Consider the following 20,690-nt stretch of genomic DNA (forward strand, 5'->3'; position numbering starts at 1 on the left):
GGTCAGTTCTGCTGGCCGTCCTGGGTGGGTCGCCACTGCTGCGGCTGCTCACCGGTGCTTCCCGGCGCCGGCGGTGCCGAATTCGGGTACCCCGGTGCCTGCGGCGCCGAATTCGGGTAGCCCGGCGCCGGCGGAGCGGAGTTCGGCTGACCGGGCTGGGCGGAGCCGTACTGCTGCTCACCGGTCTGGCCCGGTGCCTGCGGCGCGGACTGCGGGTAGGCGTTCTGGTCGAACGGCGCCTGCTGCGCGGACTGCTGCGGTGCATGCGGGGCACTCTGCTGCGGTGCATGTGGGGCACTCTGCTGCGGCGGGTACGGCGCGGACTGCTGAGGTGCGCTCTGCATCGGCTGGCCCGGGTGCACCGGCTGAGCAGGCTGACCGTAGCCGGCGGACTGCCCGGCACCACCTGCCGCCGCACCAGCACCAGCGCCAGCAGCAGCCGGCATACCGAACTGCAGCGCGGCGAGCGGCTGGGAGTCGACCAGCGCATCCTCACGCGGAGCGTAGTGGCTGCCGGACAGGCGGCTGCGGCGGATCCAGCTGGTCAGCGCCTCCGGAATGAACGGGGTGATGAACGGGCCGCCGAAGCGCGCCAGCAGCTCCACCACGAAGCCCCAGATGGCGAACAGGAAGGGCGCCCACAGCGGAGCACCGAGGCTGCCGCCGAACGAGCCGAATCCGCCGTCCAGCAGACTCGTCCCGCCGTTGAGGGTGGAGATCGCGGTCAGGGCGATGCCGGCGAGGAAGTACGCGGTGGGCAGCGCAAGCCACGACGTCACGATGGACAGCATGTTCCCCGGGACCACTCGGCGACCACGGGACCACAGCACCGCCATCGCCACCAGCAGCACAACATCCAGCAGGAGGACCAGGAGGATCACGTACCAGGGCGTGCTGAACAGGGTCAGCACGTCCGCCCCGGAGGCGCCGTAGCCCGAATAGGACACGGTGATGCCGGCGAGGGACGCGATCGCAACCCCGAGACCGCCGAAAGCGCCGCCGAGCAGGGGCAGGACGAACACCATGGAGAGCAGGTCGGTGAAGCCCACTCCCTGGAACAGTCCGTACAGGAAGAACCCGACGACCATGACCACGGCGAGGATCAGCGCGTGGACGAACGCCAGGCGGAAGCCGGCGAACAGTTCACGCACAGCAGCCCACCAGCGGGGACGCTGCGCACCCGAGAACTGGCCCACTGCCAGCACCAGGGAGAACACGAACCAGAGGCCGAAGAAGCCGCCCGGGCCGGCCGCATCCAGGCGGGCGTCCGACTCGCGGATTGCGAAGATGAACGGCAGCAGTGTGCCGATCACCGCGATGGGGAACCCGGCGATCAGCGAGGACACCGCGATGTGCAGCAGCGATGGCTGATGGCTGCGCTTCTGGATGAAGCGGCCGGCGAGGAAGCCGAACACGAGGATGGTGAGGAACACGAGGATCGGCACGAAGCGGATCGCAAATTCCTCCTCACCGTCGTACACGAGGTTCAGCGCGGCGAAGCAGGCCATAGCGACCAACTGGAACGGCAGGCCGATGATGGCGCCCACGCCGTCGGCATCCATGCCGGTGATGCCTTCGCTGATGTCGGTGGTGCTCGAGGATCCGGACGCCCCGATCGCGCCGGCGATCACGAGCGAGACGAGGGTAATGATCGCGGCGACGAGACCGGCGCCGTAGGTGGCGAGCGCTGCGAGGATCGCCGGCAGCGGGTTGGAGATGCCGAAGCGCTCCATCTGACCGGACAGGTGCGCCTTCATCTGCTCCGCGGTCGGTTCGGAGTGCTGCTGGCCGTGGAACTGCTGACCGGCCTGCGGCTGGGCCTGCTGGCCCTGCGGTGCAAGCTGCTGGCCGCCCTGCATCGGCTGGCCCGGCTGCGCCTGCTGCTGGGCGGGCTGGCCGGGATGCGCCGGGTGCGGCGGCTGGGCCTGCGCGGCGTGGCCCTCCGGCGCTGGAGCGGCCGACGGGTGCTGGCCCTGCGGGGCCGGCGCGGCCGACGGGTACTGACCCCAGGACTGCTCGGGCGCGGACGGCTGGGACGGCGGCACGCCGTTGGCGGAACCGCCGGCGGCGTGCGAGCCGCCCTGCGGAGGCTGCGGCGGGTTGGACATGGTGGGGACTCTTCTCTGCTGAGGAATCGGGTCAGGAATCGGGGGGAAGTGGGGCTCGCAGGCACCATCGATGGTGGTCACTGCACCCGTCGGCCAACCGGCGAATGCTCACATGGCCGAACCCGACCAGGATAGCCGAAAAGGGCAATCCGGGCCGGGTTCGGTGAGGAGGCGGTGGGCCGCTGTCAGAACGCGGGCAGAACGGAGCCGTCGGTGTAGGTCTCCTCGATGAACTTCTTCACCTCGGGCGAGTGCAGCAGCTTCTCCAGCTTCTTGATGTCCTCGTTGGAGTCGTCCTCGGTGCGCCACGCGAGGATGTTCGCGTTCGGGTTGTCCTTCGCCGGCTCCAGGAAGATCGAATCCTCCGACGGGTTCAGCTTCGCCTCGATCGCGTAGTTGCCGTTGACCACGCCGGCGCCGAAGTCCTTCAGCGTGCGGGCGATCATCGCCGCCTCCAGCTCCGTGAACTTCAGCTTCTTCGAGTTCTCCTCGACGTCCTCAGCGGTCGCGGAGTTCGGCGCCAGGCCGCTCTTCAGCTTGATCAGGCCGGCGGACTCCAGCAGCGACAGTGCGCGGCCGCGGTTCGTCGGATCGTTCGGGATGGCGATCTCGGAGCCTTCGGGGATGTCGTCGGTGGACTTCGCCTTCTCCGAGTACAGGCCCAGCGGTTCCACGTGCACCGGCTTTCCGGCGGTGAACTTGTAGCTGTTCGCCTTCACCTCGGTGTCGAAGTACGGGATCGACATGTAGAAGTTCGCGTCCAGATCCTTCGAGGCGAGGTCCTTGTTGGGGAGGATGTAGTCGGTGTACTCCCGGACCTCGACCGTCAGGCCCTCCTTCTCCGCGAGGTTGTCGCGCACGAATTCGAGGATCTTCGCGTGCGGAACGGGGCTGGCGCCGACCACGACCGTGCCCTTCTCGCCCGCCTTCGTGTCCACGCCCGCGCCGCAGGCGGCGAGGACGCCGAGCCCGGCCACGGAAGCACCGGCGGCGAACAGGGAGCGGCGCGACAGCGCGGCACCGGTGAGAGCACGCGCGCGTGCAGTGGAATCAGACATGGGGTCTCCTTACGAGGGGGTGGTAGTGATCAGCATGCGCGGGCGGCCTGCTGAGGAACGAAATGTATGAACGGACATGACGGGGCGCGCGGGCACCCGTGGGGCGGCTGCGCCGAAGGCAGGCCGACGGACGCGGGCGAGAAGCCCGGTGCGGGGCCTCGGCGCCCCCCCGTCGGCCCTCAGGAGCGGGCGCGGTGGTCCACCCGGCGGGCCAGCCAGTCACCGATGACCTGCACGAGGATCACGATCACCACGAGCACCACGACGGTGGCGACCATGACGAGCGAGTTGTAGTTCTGGTAGCCGCGGCGGAACGCGAGGTCGCCGAGGCCGCCGGCGCCGACGGTGCCCGCCATCGCCGTGTACCCGATGACCGCGATCGTGGTGGTGGTGACCGCGGCGATCAGGCCCGGCATCGCCTCCGCGATCAGCACCTGCCGGATGATCTGCATGCGGCTCGCGCCCATCATCGCGACCGCCTCGATCTTGCCGGCGGGCAGGTCGCGCAGCGCCGCCTCCACCAGCCGGGCCAGGAACGGCACGGACGCAATCGTCAGGGACACGATGGCGGCGTCGGGCCCCGTTGCGCGGCCCATGATCGCCGAGGTGATCGGGATCAGCGCGATGATGAGGATGACGAACGGGAACGAGCGCAGCACGTTCACGATGAACCCGACGACCGCGTTGAGGCGGCGCGCCAGCGCTGAGCGGGAGCGGCGCGTCTCGAACAGGAGCACGCCCAGCGGCACGCCGATGAGGACGGTGAGGATCATCGTCCACAGTGTCATGTAGATGGTCAGCCACGTGTTGATCCACAGCGACGAGTTGACGGTGGTCGAGGTGAACACCGGGTCGGAGAACCATTCGGAGAGCTTGTTCATCGCGCATCCACCTCCTCGGCAAGGACGTCTTCGGCTTCGCAGGCGGCGATGAACCCGGCGAGCCCCTCATCGGACACGGGCCGGCCCGAGGAGTTGCGCAGAGCCAGCTGGATCCGGCCCACCTGCACCCCGCTGATCGTCTCGATGGTGCCGGCCACGAGGCTCGCCTCGGCGCCGTGCGTGTTCGCGAACGCGATCAGGTCCTCCGTGGTGCGCAGCGACGTCGAGTCGCCGTAGTCGAGGTTGACCACGCGGGCGTTCAGCCCCGTCGGCGCCGGAGGCAGCGGGATCAGCTCCTGCGCGAGACGGCCCGACGGATCGGACGCCACCTCCAGCAGCGACCCCGTCTGCACCAGCTGGCCGTGCTCCAGCAGGGACACGTGGTCGCAGATCTCTCGCACAACCGCCATCTCGTGGGTGATGAAGATGACCGTGATGCCGAAGCGGTCCCGCAGGGAGCGGATCAGGTCGAGGATCTGGCGGGTGGTGCCGGGGTCGAGCGCGCTCGTCGGTTCATCGCACAGCAGCACCTCGGGGTTGACGGCGAGACCGCGAGCGATGCCGACGCGCTGGATCTGGCCGCCGGACAGCTGCGCGGGGTAGTTGTCCTCGCGGCCCTCCAGCCCCACCAGCTTCACCAGTTCGGCCACACGCCGTTTGATCTCCGCTTTCGGGGTGCCGGCGATCTGCAGGGGGTGGGCGATGTTCTGCGCCGCGGTGCGGGAGTCCAGCAGGTTCGCGTGCTGGAACACCATGCCGATCTTGCGGCGGGCGGCGCGCAGCTGCTTGCCCTCCAGCCCGGACACAGCGGTGCCGCCGATGGTGACGGAGCCGCTGGTGGGCTTCTCCAGACCCGTCAGGCAGCGGATCAGGGTGGACTTGCCGGCACCGGAGCGGCCCACGATGCCGTGGATCTCGCCGGGCTCGATGTGCAGGGAGATGTCGTCGAGGGCGACGACATCCGCTCCACCACCGGGGCCCGGGAAGACCTTGGTCAGATTCTCAAGAGTGATCACGTGCCAATTAAAGACACGAAGGGGTCACGTCAGGAGAGTGTCCGTTCACAGACTGAAACACTCCCCGCCTGCGACGTGCGCCGTCCCACACCGCGGCTGTGACCCAGCGCTCCTGCACGGTCCGTACGCTGGGGGGCATGTCGATCAACGCAGCAGTCGAACTGTCCAACGCCCACCGAGCGGTCCTCGCCGCCGGACCGGTCTCCACCGTCACCGTGTCCCGCACCGTCGAAGCCGGCATCGAAGCGGTCTGGCAGGCCCTCACCGACCCCGATCAGCTCCCCGGCTGGTTCGGTCCCGCCGAGGGCGATCTGCGCGAAGGCGGCGACTACACGCTGCCCACCAACGGCGCCTCTGGCACCATCACCCGCTGCGAGCGTCCCACGAACTTCGCCCTCACCTGGGAGTCGATGGGGCAGTCCACCACGTTCACCGCGTCGCTCGCGGAGCACCCGGCGGGAGGAACACAGGTCACCCTGACGCACGTGGTTCCCGGCGGGGAGCACTGGGACCGGTTCGGTCCGGGCGCCGTCGGCGTGGCGTGGGAGGGCGCGCTGCTGGCGCTCGCGCGGTTCCTCGCGGGGGACCCGTCGGCCGCCCCGGAGGAGATGGCGCACCTGCACGAGGACGAGCAGGGACGCGCCTACATCGAGGGCGCCGCGCGGGCCTGGGGGCAGGCGCACGCCGCTGGCGGCGGGGACCCCGAGGCGGCGGCGCAGGCGGCGGAGCGCACCGCGGCTTTCTACACCGGTCAGGCGGCCCCGGAGGACGAGGCCTGATCCGCGGGCCCGTCGGTCGCCTCCCGCGCGGCGCGCCGGCGGGCCGCCCGCTCCTTGCGCAGTGAGCGGAAGAAGTCCTTCAGCATTGCCCCGCACTCCTCGGCCCGCACGCCGCAGGTGAGCTCCACCCGGTGGTTGAGGCGCGGTTCCCGCACGAGGTCGAACAGGGATCCGGCGGCGCCGGCCTTCGGATCCATCGCACCCACCACAACACGCCGCACCCGGGAGAGGACGATCGCACCCGCGCACATCGTGCACGGCTCGAGCGTGACGGCGAGAGTGCAGCCCTCGAGGTTCCAGCGGCCCGTGACGCGCGCCGCCTCGCGCAGGGCGAGGACTTCGGCGTGCGCGGTGGGGTCCTGGTCGGCCTCTCGGCGGTTGCCGGCGGCGGCGAGGAGCGTGCCGTCCGGCGCGTAGACGGCGGCGCCGATGGGGACGTCGTGCCGAGGTGGCGCGCAGGCGGCGCGGGCCTCCCTCAGGGCGGGCTCCATCAGGTCGTGGTCGCTCATGCGTGCCTCCCCTGCCGGCCGACGGATGCTCCAGGGAAGTGTACCGAGCGGTGAAGGACACCGGAGTCCCGGCCCCGTTCGGTAGGATCCTGGCATGCGCGTTCTTGAGATCGACCACCCTCTGGTGGCCCACAAGCTGACCGTTCTCCGCGACAAGAAGACGCCGAGCTCTGTGTTCCGCCAGCTCGCCGATGAGCTCGTCACCCTCCTGGCCTACGAAGCGACCCGCAGCGTTGCTGTGGCGCCGTCCGGCATCAACACCCCGGTCGCGCCCACCACCGGCATGAAGATCACCGATCCGCAGCCGATGATCGTGCCGATCCTGCGTGCCGGCCTCGGCATGCTCGACGGCCTCACCCGCCTCATCCCCACCGGCGAGGTCGGGTTCCTCGGCATGGTGCGCAACGACGAGACCCTCGAGGTCACCACCTACGCGAACCGACTGCCGGAGGACCTGACGGGCCGTCAGTGCTTCGTGCTGGATCCGATGCTCGCCACCGGCCACACCCTCATCGCCGCGGTGGAGTACCTGCTGGAGCGCGGCGCGAAGGACGTCACCTGCGTGACCCTCGTGTGCGCACCGGAGGGTCTGAAGACCCTGGAGGAGTCCATCGCGGAGGACGTCAACCTCACCGTGGTCACCGCGGCGGTCGATGATCATCTCAACGAGCGCGGCTACATCGTGCCCGGCCTGGGCGATGCCGGCGACCGCCTCTTCGGCGTGGTCGACTGAGCCTCTGCGACCGACGGATTCTTCGAAGCCGCTCTCTTCCCCTAAGGCTCGCGAAATCCCGCCTCCTCCGTGCCCATGGACGAGGCGGGCTTTCGCATCTATGCAAACTCTGCCTACCCAGCGCATTGCAGTGTTATGGTATGCACACCGCATGTGTTGCAAGTCACATGCTGTGGGGTCAGGTTTCGTTGCCCCAATCGGACCGTCATCACAATGAGGTGATCCCATGGATAGCACTGCGCCAGGTCTTCAAAAGAGGCTTGGACTATTCACGATTATCTGCATCTCGGCTGGCGCCGTTTTGGGCGGCTGGCTGGCCGAGGCGCCGTACTGGTTCGAGGTCACCGGAGCGGGCGCAGCATTCTTGTTCCCCATCCTCGCCATCCTGCTTTTGCCGATTGCATTCGCCTTCGCGGAACAGACGTCGATGCTCCCGTTCTCCTCTACCGTGGGTACATGGCTCGGCAACTCCATGGGAGGGTTCGTCGGCTGGATCGCCCAATGGCTCTTCTTTCTCGTGCAAGTTGTAGAGCCACCGCTGGTCGCTTACATCTTCTCCACAGCTCTGACCTATGTCTTTCCCGAGACGAAACAACACCAGACTCTTATCGCGATCGGAATCATGCTTGTCTGGTACGTCTTCTCCAACTTCAACGTTGAGCTGACTGGCCGGCTCGCAGTCATCTTCTTCATCGCGATGACAACGATCACCCTGATCGTCTCGGGCTACTACATGCTCGCCGGGCACTGGACGCTTTCCAACGTGACTGACCATGGCGGCTTTTTCCCCAACGGCGGGTGGGGCGCAGTGATCGGATGCTCGGTCCTCGTGCTGAAGTACATCGGGCTAGAGCTACCCCCAACACTCGTGCAGGACTCAAAGTTCCCACCCCGAAAAATGGTGCTCGCCATTCTTGCTGGGCTCTTTGTTCCCGCGATCATCTACTTCATTGCAACGATGGCTCTCGGTGGGCTCGCGCCCCATCAGGTCATCGCGGGCCTGGCGATGCCCGGACCAGAGCTCACCGACTCACTGGGCATGTTGCATGTGTTTGCAGTACTCGACATCATCGCCGGACTCCTCTTCGCCTTCACCACTCTGATGGGCTTCTGGACCTCGTCGGCGCGCGTACTCTACGGGGCCTCCCAGCTGCACCAGCTCCCTCGTGGTTTTCTCCGAACAAACCGCCATGGACAGCCGTGGATCGCCAACATCCTGGTTCTGATCTTCTCAGTGTTCTTCGCACTCTTCAGTGGGACCAACTGGATCCAGTACATGTACACCCTGTCGATCCTGGCAGCAGGCGTCGTGTATCTCCTTGTATGCCTGTCCGCCATCATTTTGCGGGTGCGCCACCCCGAGTGGGAACGGCCGTTCAAGATGCCAGCCGGCATCCTGGTGTACAGCCTCGGCGTGATCATCTCCCTGATCATCGTCGCGATCGGAGTGACGGAGCTGCCTGCAGAGGCCGTATTCCCGATCACGGTCTACATCTTGCTCGGTCTGGCCATCCCATTGGGTATGAAGTGGTACCGCGCGAAGAACGCCGATTGGACGCCCGTCATCCTGAGCCCCTCAGACGCGAAGTGAGTGATTCACTATGAGCATCCTCGAAACAGCCGCACAATTGCGCAATGGCGCAGTGACCTCGGTCGACCTTACGGAGCAATCGCTTCAGAAGGCCGAAGCTCTCGACACTGAGCTTCACACCTTCATCTCCATTGATGCAGAGGGAGCTCGGCACCAAGCCGAACGCGCAGACCAGGCTCTAGCGCGCGGAGTGGATCGTGGTCTGATGCACGGAATCCCGATAGGCATCAAGGACAACCTTGATACGAAGGGCCTTCGGACCACCTACGGAGCCGCCTCGTACCGGCACCACGTTCCTTCGAACGACGCAGAGGTAGTCAACCGGCTTCGCCTCTCCGGTGCGGTATCGATCGGCAAGCAGAACCTGCACGAGTTCGCACTCGGTGTCACCTCGGTGAACCCCCACTACGGCATCGTCGGTAATCCTCGATTCCCCGGAAAGATCGCTGGCGGGTCCAGTGGCGGTGGCGCTGCTGCGGTGGCTGCCGGAATCGTGGCGGCCAGCGTCGGTTCCGACACTTCAGGATCGATACGCATTCCCGCTGCGTGTTGTGGGGTTGTCGGGTTCAAGCCGACGTTCAACGCAGTCCCAGCGGATGGCTGCTTCCCGGAAGCAGCCTCTCTGGACACAGTGGGCCCAATCGCGGACTGCGTGGCGGATGTATCCGTGTTCTTCGAGGCCATGCTGCCCACTGTTTCCGCCGTGGGCCCTCTCGGGTCCCAGCAAATGCGGATCGCGGTCGAACGCGACTTCTTCTTCGCTGACATCGATTCGTCGATCGAGCGTGTTGTCGCCGGGTTCCTGGACTCCATCGACTCCCGGTGGGCTTCGGTACAGGACGTCACGATTCCGGAACTTGAGGGCGCCACGGAAGCATTGACGGTGACGGACATCTGCGAGACTTCGGCGCTGCATCGCCGCACCATCGAGGAGTCGCCCGAGGTCTTCGGCGATGACGTCCGCCAACTCATCATGGAGGGGTTCTCCCCAAGCGGTGTCGAGTACATCGAAGCCCAAGATTTCCGGACCCAACTCGCCAAGACGATGGCGCAGAGGTTCACTGAGTTCGACGTCCTTGTCAGCCCGACGCTGCCGATCCCGGTGCCCGATGTCGACGGCACTGTGGGCTATAGGAACGGCGAACGGGTAGACGGAGTGTCCGAGATGATGCGCTTGATCGGACCGGCCAACCTCCTCGGACTGCCGGCACTTTCGATTCCGATTGGCACAGTCGATGGGCTTCCTGTGAGCCTGCAGGTGATCGGAGCGCGGGGTCTTGACCGAAAGGTCCTGGCAGTCGGTCGGATGCTCGAGCAGGCTGCGTCGTTCCAGCCGCCTGCTGTGGCCACGGTAGACACGACCAGCTGAACCTCACCGAGCGCATCGATTCGCCAGGCAACGACGTGCAGCGCGGGCCGGGTTCTTCCCGGTCCGCGTTTCATTATGTGAACGGCTGTTTGCCAGATGCGCGGCTCTGGTTGATAGTTGAGGCCATGACCCATCACGTGCATCCCGCAGCGACACCGACCGCCGGTGCCGCCATGATGCGCGCGATGATGATGCAGATGATGCAGAGTCAGCCGCGCTTCTGAGCGCACCCTCGCGGAGGAACCGGCTGACAGGAGCCGGTCAAGCAGACGCGGGCTCCAGGTGCCCAGCCGGGAGCACACCCCACCAGGCCGAGCAGGCAGGCGACATCGCCGCCCAGGCCGACCGCTGAGAAACGGATCGCGCAGACGCGACCACCAGCAGGGATCCCGGCGAAGAACCGCCCCTTCGCATCATCGGAGACTCCTGTGACCATCACGCTCGACCGCCCCGCCGCCATCCGCACCGTCCCCACCGCCGCCACCACTGCGCGCACCGGGACCAGCGCCTCCCGCGGCTCCACCACTCGCACCTCGTCGGCCGGAGCCCGCGCCCTCGCTCCGCGCCGCACCGCCGCGCAGCCCGCCCCGTCGGCCCCCTCTGACAACGTCCAGATCACCCTGACGGTGGAGCTGCCCACCGGAGTGGACGTCGCCGACACCGCCGCTATCGCCGATGCGCTGCGCGCCCAGGCCCAGCGCCTCACCACCGGTCGCGGCGGCCGCGCCAGCCTCAGCATCGACTCGCCGCGGCCCTCGGCCCGCCCGCGCACGTTCACCACCACACCCGGGCAGGACAGCGCCGCACCCCTGCGCCCCCGCCGCACCGGCGTGGTCTCCGCGAACGCTCCGGCCCGTCGCGATGCCGAAGCGGCCCGCCTGCGCCTGCTGCGCGCCGCCGCCGTCTCCCCGTCCTCCCCCGCCAGCCCGTCCGCGGCCCCGCAGCTGCGCGCCGACGGCCTCGTCATCGACCTCTACGGCCGACGCGTCCGCATCGACGGTGAGGACGTCGACTTCTCCTACAAGGAGTTCGAGCTGCTCGCCTTCCTCACCCGGTCGGCGCGCACCGTCGTGTCCCGCGACGCCCTCATGGAGAACGTGTGGGCCGATGCCGCCGCCGACACCGGTGAGCGCACCGTCGATGTGCACATCCGCCGTGTCCGCAACAAGCTCGGCCGCTACCGCCGCCTCATCTCCACCGTCCGCGGCGCCGGCTACCGCCTCGACCCGGGCAGCGACGTCACGGTGCTGCAGCGCCACTGATCCGCGCCGGGGCAGGGCGGCGAATGAGAAACATGATGACCGCCCCGCTGGCCTGACCAGGTCACGGGGCGGTCGCATAGAGTGGGACCGTCCGTTTCGACAACCCGCCCACCGACATGGGGCACGCGGCCTGCCGCCGTGCCCACAGGGAGCTGTGAATGATCGCCCACGCACGCATCACCTCGCCGACCACCGCCGAGATCCGCTTCGAGGACCGCACCGAGCAGATCCACGGCCGCACCCGCCACGAAGTCCGCGAGGCGGTCAAAGCGGCGTTCATCGAGGAAGCGCGCGAGGAGAACCGCGACATCGACGTCCTCATCGAGGACTCCGGCACCCAGCACACCCTGCGCGTGGAGCCCAACGGACGCATCGCCCCGCGCGACGCCGACGACCGTCCCCTGTTCTCCGGTGAAGCACCTGAGGGCCGGCGCCCGCGGGCCCGCCGCCGCGCCCGCCACGCCGCCGACTCCCCCATCGCCCCGCACACCGGGGAGCACGCCGTGCAGGTGAACCGTGAGGGCCGCGGATCGGCCGCGTCGGCGCAGTCCGCCCGCTCCGCCGCATCTGCCCACTCGGCGGCTTCGGCGCACTCGGCGGCGACGGCCCCGTCGGCCCGCTCCGCGCAGTCCGCCCCGTCCGCGACGTCGGCGGCCTCCGCGAGCACCGCCCCGTCGGCTCCCCGCACCCCCGGTGAGCAGAACGCCGCCCAGCAGCCGACGGATCCCGCACAGCCAGCCGAAGGAGGCGCCCGCACCGGCGCCGCCCCGGCTGACTCCGCCCGCGACCTGCCGACCCTGCAGGACCTGCGCGCCGGATCCGACGCCACCCGAAAGGTCCACGCCCAGACCGGGTGGCGCCGCGGCCTGCGCAAGGCCACATTCGGCGCCATCGCCCTCGGCCCCGGCCGCGCCGAACGCGAAGAGCGCGACGAGATCGCCATGATCCGCAAGCAGCTGAGCGGCCCGAAGAACATCGTCGTGGTCAACCTCAAGGGCGGCGCCCACAAAACCACCAGCGTCCTCATGATCGCCGCCACCCTCGGCATGTACCGCGGCGGCAGCGTTCTGGCCTGGGACAACAACGAGACCCGCGGCACCCTCGGCTGGCGCGGCATCCCCTCGGACCACACCCTGACCGCCCTGGACCTGCTGCAGAACCTTCCCCGGTTCCGCCGCCCGGACGCCCGCCTCGCCGACCTCGACCAGTTCGTGCGCCGCCAGGGCGACATGAACTTCGACATCCTCGCCTCCGATGAGGACGCGGGCTCGTCCTCCTCCATCAACGGCCGCGCCTTCAACGAGCTCGACGCCGCACTGTCCCGCTTCTACCGCATCAAGGTCATCGACACCGGCAACAACGTCCGCGCCTCCAACTGGCTGGCCGCCGTCGAATCCGCCGACCAGCTCGTCATCGTCTCCACCGTCCGCGAGGACACGTTCAACGCCGCCGCGTGGATGATCGACGAACTGCGCGCCACCGGCCACGGCGACCAGGTGGACAACGCCGTCACGATCCTGTCGCAGTCCTCGCGGCAGAAGATCGACCACGTGCTGCACAAGCGCCTCGTGCACCACTTCGGTGCGCACACCCGCGCCGTCATGGAGGTGCCGTTCGAGCAGCACTTCGTGGACGGCACCAACCTCGACTGGGCGCGCCTGGCCCCCGCCACCCGGGAGGCATGGCGCCGCGCCACCGCCGAGATCGCCCGCGGACTCTGACACGACCAGTCATCCACAGGCCCCGGTGGGCCGACGGGTTCCGGAATGCGCCGACGCCGCAGAGCGTTAGCCTCATGCCATGACCCAGCACGTCCTGCACCTCGTCCTCGACCCGGTCGCGGGGGCGTCCCTGTGGGCGCACGTGCGCGGGGACGACGGTCGCGCCCGCCTCACCGATGACCTCGGGCCGCTGGTGGAGCGGCACCCGTCGGCCTTCAGGCCCCTGCTGCCGTGGGTGCTGCGGCCGATGCGGCAGCGCAGCCGCGCCGACGGTCGCGCGAAGGACGCCCCGCTGATGCTGCTGACCGGGGTGCGGCTCGCCCGCGCCACCGATGTTCTGCGCGGCCTCATCGAGGTGAGCGCGCGCGCTTCTGGCCGCCTGCCCAGCGACTCCACTGCCGCTGTGGCTTCCGCGCTCGACGACCTGATCGTGGAGCTCGCCGACACCGGCTCCGCCATCGCCGTGACCGATGACCTCGCGCTCGCCGCCGACGCCCTCAGCGTCCTCGCGCTCGACGTCCACGCCCGCCGCCTCGTCACCGCCCGCCAGGTGGTGCCGCAGATCGACGTGCAGGCAGACACCACCACCGCCACCTGGGCCACCGCCGCCGGCATCACCCCCCACCCATGGCTCACCGCCCTCGCCGACGCCCACGCCCGCGACGCCTTCGCCGCGCTCCTGCGGGACATCGACCTCCCGGACGGCGACCAGCTGGAGGGGGTGGATCCCGTCGGCGCGCAGCTGATCGCCGCCCTCGGCCCCGACGCCGCCGCCCTCACCGTGGACGTGCCGGGGCGGCGCCGCCTCACCCGCCTGCTCGGACAGTTCGCCGACACGGGGGCCGACGGGGTCCTCCTGCACGATGCCGCCCCCGACCTCGTGGTCCGCGTCCACGAACCCGACGGCACCGCCGACGACGGCGCCATCGACCAGTCCGCGTGGCGGATCGAAGCGTGCCTGAGGGAGAACGGCGGCACAGTCCACCCCCTCGACTCCCTCGTCAGCGTGGGCGACCTGTCGATGGTGGCAGCGCTGGAGCACACCGCCGCCATCCGCTCCCACTCCCCGATCCTGCGCGGCGCGAAGACGAGCCGCAGCGGCATGGAGTGGACCGTCAACACGCATGAACTGTCCCGCTTCATCTCCGCCGACGCCGCCGACCTCGCCGAACACTCCATCGTGGTGATGCTGCCGCGCACCTGGACGAAGCAGGCCGTGACGGTCCGCGCCACCGTGCAGGATCCGGAGGAGAAGAAGCGGGAGGGCGCCGATGCGAACGCGGAGAAGTCCCAGAAGGGCCAGTCGATGACCGGCGCGATCGGTTCCTTCAGCTTCACCACCGCCATCGGCGACACCGACCTCACCGACGAGGAGATGCAGGACATCCTCACCGCGCAGGCCGACATCGTGCAGCTGCGCGGTGAATGGATCCGCCTGGACCGCTCCACCCTCGCCGCCGCCGAACGCTTCCTCGACGCCTTCTCGAAGACCGCGTACCTGCAGAGCGCCGAGCAGCGCCGCTTCGCGCAGATCTCCGTGTTGCGCGGCGGGACGAAGCGCGCCCCGCAGCCGCCGGGAGACGGCGACGCTGCCGCGGCACTGGGCGCTGCCGCGTCAGCACCCGGCACCGCGACCGGGGCCGACGGGGACCAGCGCAGCCTGGTGGTGCCGCCGCGCGGCGACATGTCGGTCCGGCAGTGGGTGCACCTGCTGACCGAGCACAACCCCGAGGACCTCCGCCTCACCATCGGCGGGAAGGACCGCGGTGCCGCCGCCTTCTTCACCACCCGCGCCGCGCCCCCGACCGTCCCGGCGCCCACCACACTGAAGGCGACTCTGCGGCCCTACCAGCAGCGCGGCCTCGAATGGATGGCGATGCTCGATGGCGCCGGGCTCGGCGGCATCCTCGCCGACGACATGGGCCTCGGCAAGACCATGCAGGTCCTCGCCCTCCTCTGCTGGGAGCGCGAGAACGCCGACGCCGCGTTCGCCGCCGCTGACGCCGACGGCACCTGGGGGCAGCGGGTCCCCGTCGGCCCCACCCTGCTGGTGTGTCCCATGAGCGTCATCGGGTCCTGGCAGCGCGAAGCCGCGACGTTCGCGCCCCACCTGCGGGTCCACGTCCACCACGGGCCGCAGCGCCTCACCGGTGACGACTTCGCGACCGAAGCGATGCAGGCCGACCTCATCCTCACCACCTACGCCCTGATGGCGCGCGACCTGCCGGACCTGCAGCTCCTCGGTCTGCACCGCGTCATCCTCGACGAAGCGCAGCACATCAAGAACGCCGACACCCAGGTGTCCCGCGCCTCCCGGCAACTCCCCGAAGGTCGGCGCCTCGCCCTCACCGGCACCCCCGTGGAGAACGACCTGACGGACCTGCACTCCATCATGGAGTTCGCCAACCCCGGCCTCCTCGGCGGTGAGGACCGGTTCAAGGAGACCTACGCGCGCCCCATCCAGGACGACCACGATGAGGACGCCCTCGAACAGCTCAACCGCGTCACCGGCGCGTTCATCCTCCGCCGCCTGAAGACCGACCGCTCCATCATCCGCGACCTGCCGGACAAGACCGAGATGGACGAGCGGATCACCCTCACCCCCGAACAGGCCGGGCTCATCTCCGCGATCGGTGAGGAGATGACGAAGGAGCTCGCGCAGGTGGACCGGACGCAGCGCAAAGCGCTGATCTCCTCCACCGTCATGCGGATCAAACAGGTCTGCAACCATCCCGCCCATTACCTCGGCGACGGCTCCCCCATGCTGGAGGACGGCCAGCACCGCTCCGGGAAGATGGACCGCATCGACGACCTGCTGGAGTCGATCATCAGCGTGGGCGAGAAGGCGCTGATCTTCACCCAGTTCACGCAGTACGCGCCGCAGATGATCGAGTACTGGCAGGACCGGTTCGGCATCGAGGTGCCGTTCCTGCACGGCGGTCTGCCGAAGGCGGAGCGGGACCACATGGTCGCCGAGTTCCAGAAGGACACGGGGCAGGCGGGCGTCATGCTGCTGTCCCTGCGGGCCGGCGGCACCGGCATCACCCTCACCGCCGCGAACCATGTCATCCACCTGGACCGCTGGTGGAACCCCGCCGTGGAGAACCAGGCCACGGACCGGGCGTTCCGCATCGGGCAGAAGAGGAACGTGACGGTGCGCCGCATGGTCGCCATCGGCACCATTGAGGAGGCGATTGCGGAGCGCCTCGCCATGAAGTCCGCCCTGGCCGACGCCACGGTCGCCGCGGGTGAGCGCTGGCTGCAGGACCTCGACGATGACCGGCTCGCCGACCTCTTCACGGTGACGCGGGACGCGGAGGGCAACGCCGTCTCCTGGTCCGATGAGTCGCGGAAGGGGGCGCTCAGCGATGGCGATTGAGATGCGGTCCCAGCGCGGGCAGATCGGCCGCAGCTGGGTGGCCCGCGAGTTCGGCCGACGGATGGAGATGCTGCTCGGTTCGCGCGGCAAGGCGATCGGCAAGCGCCTCGCCCGCGCCGGCACCGTGCAGTGGGTGGATGTACGGCCCGGTTCGGTGACGGCGTCCATGGACGACCCGCAGTTCGGGATCGTGGAGCCCCGCCTGGACCTGCACGTGTTCACCGGTGGGGATCGCGACCTGGTGGAGCGGATGATCGCGCAGGATCCGTCGTTCGTGCTGACGCTGCTGGACGGGACGTACGGGGCGGACCGGGAGAGCGAACTGCTCCGCCACGACCTGGGGCTGCTGCCCTCCTCCCACACGGACATCACGTGGGACTGCGCCTGCCCCGCGGGGATGTCCGTGTGCCCGCACGTGTATGCGCTGGTATACGTGCTGATGGAGCACCTGGACGATGCGCCCGGAGACTTGCTGCTGATGCGCGGCATCGACCTGGAGGACCTGCGCGGCCCCGGAGGCGATGGCGACGCGGTTCCCGGCGACAGCGGCGGGGCGGAACCTGCGCCCTCCTCCGGCTCCGATTCCGCGGCCGGCGCCGAGGATGGGGCCGAGCGAGCGACCGAAGCCGCCAGCATCGATCCCCAGGCCGATGAGGAGCCCGCCGGCCAGGCTCAGGCTCAGGACCAGGACCAGCGGAAACGCTTCAATCCGGCGCTGGTGGACGCGTCGGTGCTGTCCGAGATGGTCGGCGACCAGGTGCAGGGCGTGTTCGCCCGCTTCTACGCCTCCGGGACAACCGGCGCGGAGGGCGCACCCGTCGGGCACAGAAAAAGCCGGCCCGGCAGTCGAGGGGGATGACGGCCGGACCAGCGCACCCCACGCTACCAGCGCAGACGCCCCGCTCGACCGGGGATTAGGACTCTTTGACCATTGTCTGCCTGGGGTTTTGCCCACACCGTGACCAAACCCCCGAACGGCGGAATGCCCCTGCTCTACCCTGGCGGTATGGCTATCGATGAATCCGCGCTCAGCGCCGCCGCGTCCATCTTCGAATCCACGGTCGAGAAGAACGATACCCCCGGCATGGCCTGGGGCCTGCTCCACGAGGGCACGCTCGTCGGCTCCGGCGGCTTCGGCAACTCCCACCTGGAGAACGGCACCGCCGCGGCCGATTCCTTCACCCCCGACTCCCGCTCCCTGTCACGCATCTGCTCGATGACGAAGTCGTTCACCGCAGCGTCGATCCTGAAGCTGCGCGACGAGGGCCGCCTCCGCCTCGACGACCCCGTCTCCGAGTACGTGCCGGAAGCCGCTGCCATCGAACCGGCCACGGAGGACTCCCCTCAGCTCACCCTGCGCCTGCTGCTGACGATGTCCGCCGGGTTCGTCACCGACAACCCGTGGGGCGACCGCATGGAGTCCATGACCCGCGACGAATTCGCGGACCTGCTGAAGAACGGGCTCGGCTGGGTGCACGCCCCGGGAACCGGCTTCGAGTACTCCAACACCGGCTACTCCCTGCTCGGCCGCGTGATCGACGAGGTCTCCGGGCAGTCCTACGACTCGTACATCACCGAGCACTTCCTCCAGCCCCTCGGCATGACCGACACGATCTGGTCGGTCGAGTCCGCGACCGAGGACCAGAAGGCCCGCATCATGCAGGGCCACCGCCTCAATGAGCACACGGATGCGACCCGTTTCGAGCGCATCGAGTTCGACACCCCCGGCGTGTACGGCGCGATGGCGGGCCTGTTCTCCACGGTGGAGGACGTCGCGAAGTGGGTGCAGTTCCTGTCGTCGGCGAACCTCGCGGTGCTGCCGGGCGGGAAGCCGGCGGAGCATCCGGAACTCCTGAGCGCGGCGTCGCGTCGGGAGATGCAGCAGCTGCAGCGCCTGTGGGAGACCCCCGCGCTGCCGGTGCGCGACGGCGAGAAGCACTCCGCCGGGTTCGACCGCATCCGCGGCTACGGGTACGGCCTCGTGGTGGAGCGCTTCGCCGACCTCGGTGAACTCGTCTCCCACTCCGGCGGCTACCCCGGCTTCGGGTCCTACATGATCTGGCACCGCGCCACCGGCACCGCCGCGATCGCCCTCGCGAACGCGAAGTACGGGCCCGCGATCCGCTCCTGCATGGACGCTCTGCGCGCCATCCTCGAGCACTCCCCCGCCGCGATCACCGCGCCGCGCGGCGAACTGGCGCCCGTCACCGCGACCGCGTTCGCAGCGACCCTGCGTTACCTCAGCCTCGAGGACATGGAGGGGGCCGACGGGTCCGCGATCGCCGATGAGTTCTTCGCGGAGAACATGGACCCGGACATTCCCCGTGATGAGCGCTTCCGACGCCGCGAGCAGGCACTCCAGCTCGCCGGGCTGGAGCTCGCTGACCTGCAGAAGGCGGCAACGCCGGTGATCGACGCGATCGAGGGCGGCGAGGAGCTGCCGGCGACCGTGACGGTGGTGTCCCGCGCGAATGCGCAGCTGAAGCTGACGGGGCCGACGGGCACGGTCACGATCGACATGCTGATGGATCCGCGCCGTGACGCGAAGATCCAGTCGATCACCACGCTCGGGAAGAAGAACGAGCAGCAGGCCGGCGAGAAGAAGGCCGAGGCTGCGAAGTGAGGGCGCGTCTCACGAATGGTCAGGGGCAGCGCCCCTCCTGGTGGCGGCGCACGAGGCGCCGCATCGGGGACGGACTGGACTGCCTCGACTGCTGCGTCCTCATCCCCGGGCTGCTGCTGGTCGGCAGCGTCGGGTCAGTGGTGGCGGTCCTCGGCGACGGCGCGGCCTGAGGGCGAAGGGTCAGCGGATGAGCGCGGCGATGACGCCGAGGATTCCGCCGCCCACCACCAGGCCCGCCACGGAGCCGAGTACGCCTGCGATCAGGTTCGTGCGGGAACCGCCAGCGGCCCCGGGCACGACACCGCCCGGCGCCCCCGCACCACCGATGGAGCCCTGCGCACTGCGCGGACCCGTCGGCGCGGATGGCCCTGACACATACGACCATGCCGGCGACGCCGCCGACTGACCACCCGCACCGTACCCGTACATGGCATGGGACCCACCGGTGCCCGCACCCGAGGGGCCGGACCCGGAGGTGCCGCGCGGACCCGTCGGCGCGGAGCCCGCGGAAGCAGCAGAAGCCGCAGAGGACCCGGAGGCAGCGGGGGTCGCCGAAGCCGCCGAGGCCGCCGACGACCCTGACGGCGCCGACCCGGCAGGCGCCCCACCGCGGGGGGCGTTGGTGCGCGGGCCCGTCGGCCGCTCCCACGGACGCGGCGTCGCCGGGGTGGGCTGCCACTGCGCCACCGGCATCCCAGCCGCGTTCGCGGCGCCGGCACGCAGCGCCTCCATCGACGCGCTCTTGTTCTGATCCACATCGAACGCCTTCTCCCGGACGAACCCGGGCGGCAGCGGCGGCATCAGGGACGTGATCCGGATCGGGGTGCCGTCCGCGAACACGAGAGGGGTCTGCGGGGCCACATACGGCAGGGCACCGATCGCGGCCTGCGCCGATGGGCAGCGCCGCACCGGATCCGCCTCCACGAGGGACCGGATCACCCCGGCCAGCTGCGGCGACACGCCCTTCAGCAGGCGCGCCAGCTCACCGGACGGAATCGGGCCGTCGTTCAGCGTGAAGCGGCCGTTCAGCATCATCAGCGCCACCACGCCCGCGGCGTACAGGTCCTGCTTCGGGGTGGGCTCATCCATCTGGAACAGCTCCGGCGCCATGAAGCCCGGCGTCCCGTTGATCATGCCGACATGCGTGAAGCGCACGTCCGTCTCATGCACGGCGATGCCGAAGTCCGCCAGACGGGAATGGATCGGGGTGGGGCCGCCGACATCGAACATGATGTTGCCGGGCTTCACATCCCGGTGGATCCACTGCTCGTTGTGGATGTGCTGCAGGCCCTTCAGCAGCTGCGAAAGGATCACCACGGTCGCAGCCTCACCGAGGGGGCCGCCTCGTTTGATGAGCCCATCGAGGGTGCCGCCGGACGCGAGCGGCATCGCGATCACCACGTGCTCGTCCTCCGCGCCCCAGCCGTACGGGGTGAGGAGGTTCGGGTGATCGAAGGAGACGCCCTTCTCCCGGACGAAGCGCATGAGATCAGCGGAGTCGCGCTGCCGCAGCACCTTCGCCGCGCACACGTTGTCCACTTTCTTGTCCCAGGCGCGCCAGACAGCGCCTGAGCCGCCCTTGGCGATCAGGTCGATGAGGGCGAACCGCCCCACAATCACGTCAGCCATCCCCGCCAGTGTAAGCGAGGGCACGCGCCCAC

The 20,690-nt window shown here is 69.1% G+C and carries 16 protein-coding genes; 10 read left to right on the top strand and 6 right to left on the bottom strand.

The genetic code is table 11. From position 1 onward, the window contains the following. Window positions 1-2: 2 nt before the first annotated feature. From R3I40_RS09325 to R3I40_RS09340, 4 genes are all read right to left on the bottom strand, one after another. Entirely contained in the window at window positions 3-2,108 is a 2,106-nt protein-coding gene (locus tag R3I40_RS09325) for a hypothetical protein (RefSeq protein WP_285261813.1), read from the bottom strand. Between the two features lie 185 nt (window positions 2,109-2,293). Next, entirely contained in the window at window positions 2,294-3,166 is an 873-nt protein-coding gene (locus R3I40_RS09330) for a MetQ/NlpA family ABC transporter substrate-binding protein (protein ID WP_239376754.1), read from the bottom strand. Window positions 3,167-3,345: 179 nt separating this feature from the next. Next, window positions 3,346-4,047 (bottom strand): methionine ABC transporter permease, encoded by a 702-nt coding sequence (locus tag R3I40_RS09335; protein WP_259923915.1) that lies wholly within the window; start codon window positions 4,045-4,047, stop codon window positions 3,346-3,348. Beyond that, a complete protein-coding gene (locus R3I40_RS09340) occupies window positions 4,044-5,063 on the bottom strand; it encodes a methionine ABC transporter ATP-binding protein (protein ID WP_183377026.1) in 1,020 nt (339 codons plus the stop codon). Before R3I40_RS09340 ends, R3I40_RS09335 begins: the two co-directional genes overlap by 4 nt. A gap of 137 nt (window positions 5,064-5,200) precedes the next feature. Between R3I40_RS09340 and R3I40_RS09345 the strand changes: the two genes are divergently transcribed. Continuing rightward, window positions 5,201-5,842, top strand: a complete 642-nt coding sequence (locus tag R3I40_RS09345; protein WP_183377025.1) for an SRPBCC domain-containing protein — start codon at window positions 5,201-5,203, stop codon at window positions 5,840-5,842. Here R3I40_RS09345 and tadA read toward each other — a convergent pair. Then, window positions 5,815-6,351 carry a tRNA adenosine(34) deaminase TadA gene (gene tadA / locus R3I40_RS09350; RefSeq protein WP_317699959.1) on the bottom strand — a complete coding sequence of 179 codons (537 nt, stop codon included), beginning with the start codon at window positions 6,349-6,351 and terminating at the stop codon, window positions 5,815-5,817. The two genes, R3I40_RS09345 and tadA, sit on opposite strands and share 28 nt — an antisense overlap. A 94-nt stretch (window positions 6,352-6,445) precedes the next feature. Between tadA and upp the strand changes: the two genes are divergently transcribed. The 9 genes from upp to R3I40_RS09395 all read left to right on the top strand — a co-directional run bounded on the left by upp (window position 6,446) and on the right by R3I40_RS09395 (window position 19,199). Next, the gene (gene upp / locus R3I40_RS09355; protein ID WP_183377024.1) at window positions 6,446-7,084 is read left to right on the top strand and encodes a uracil phosphoribosyltransferase; all 639 of its coding nucleotides are present in this window, start codon (window positions 6,446-6,448) and stop codon (window positions 7,082-7,084) included. 226 nt (window positions 7,085-7,310) lie between these two features. Beyond that, a complete protein-coding gene (locus R3I40_RS09360) occupies window positions 7,311-8,675 on the top strand; it encodes an APC family permease (protein WP_285261814.1) in 1,365 nt (454 codons plus the stop codon). Window positions 8,676-8,685: 10 nt separating this feature from the next. Beyond that, window positions 8,686-10,044 (top strand): amidase, encoded by a 1,359-nt coding sequence (locus tag R3I40_RS09365; protein ID WP_285261815.1) that lies wholly within the window; start codon window positions 8,686-8,688, stop codon window positions 10,042-10,044. Between the two features lie 428 nt (window positions 10,045-10,472). After that, window positions 10,473-11,306, top strand: a complete 834-nt coding sequence (locus tag R3I40_RS09370; RefSeq protein WP_285261816.1) for a winged helix-turn-helix domain-containing protein — start codon at window positions 10,473-10,475, stop codon at window positions 11,304-11,306. Between the two features lie 158 nt (window positions 11,307-11,464). Continuing rightward, window positions 11,465-13,027, top strand: a complete 1,563-nt coding sequence (locus R3I40_RS09375) for a MinD/ParA family ATP-binding protein (protein WP_285261817.1) — start codon at window positions 11,465-11,467, stop codon at window positions 13,025-13,027. A gap of 79 nt (window positions 13,028-13,106) precedes the next feature. Further along, a complete protein-coding gene (locus R3I40_RS09380) occupies window positions 13,107-16,406 on the top strand; it encodes a DEAD/DEAH box helicase (protein WP_285261818.1) in 3,300 nt (1,099 codons plus the stop codon). Further along, the gene (locus tag R3I40_RS09385; RefSeq protein ID WP_285261819.1) at window positions 16,396-17,265 is read left to right on the top strand and encodes an SWIM zinc finger family protein; all 870 of its coding nucleotides are present in this window, start codon (window positions 16,396-16,398) and stop codon (window positions 17,263-17,265) included. The genes R3I40_RS09380 and R3I40_RS09385 overlap by 11 nt, the downstream gene beginning before the upstream one ends. 147 nt (window positions 17,266-17,412) lie before the next feature. Further along, entirely contained in the window at window positions 17,413-19,029 is a 1,617-nt protein-coding gene (locus R3I40_RS09390) for a serine hydrolase domain-containing protein (protein WP_285261820.1), read from the top strand. Continuing rightward, on the top strand, window positions 19,026-19,199 hold the full coding sequence (locus R3I40_RS09395) for a hypothetical protein (RefSeq protein ID WP_183377019.1): 174 nt from the start codon (window positions 19,026-19,028) through the stop codon (window positions 19,197-19,199). Before R3I40_RS09390 ends, R3I40_RS09395 begins: the two co-directional genes overlap by 4 nt. 10 nt (window positions 19,200-19,209) lie before the next feature. On the opposite strand, the gene R3I40_RS09400 is transcribed toward R3I40_RS09395, so the two are convergent. Further along, window positions 19,210-20,658 carry a serine/threonine-protein kinase gene (locus R3I40_RS09400; protein ID WP_183377018.1) on the bottom strand — a complete coding sequence of 483 codons (1,449 nt, stop codon included), beginning with the start codon at window positions 20,656-20,658 and terminating at the stop codon, window positions 19,210-19,212. Window positions 20,659-20,690: the final 32 nt, after the last annotated feature.

Source organism: Helcobacillus massiliensis (genome assembly GCF_033106145.1).
Lineage (GTDB): Bacteria > Actinomycetota > Actinomycetes > Actinomycetales > Dermabacteraceae > Helcobacillus > Helcobacillus massiliensis.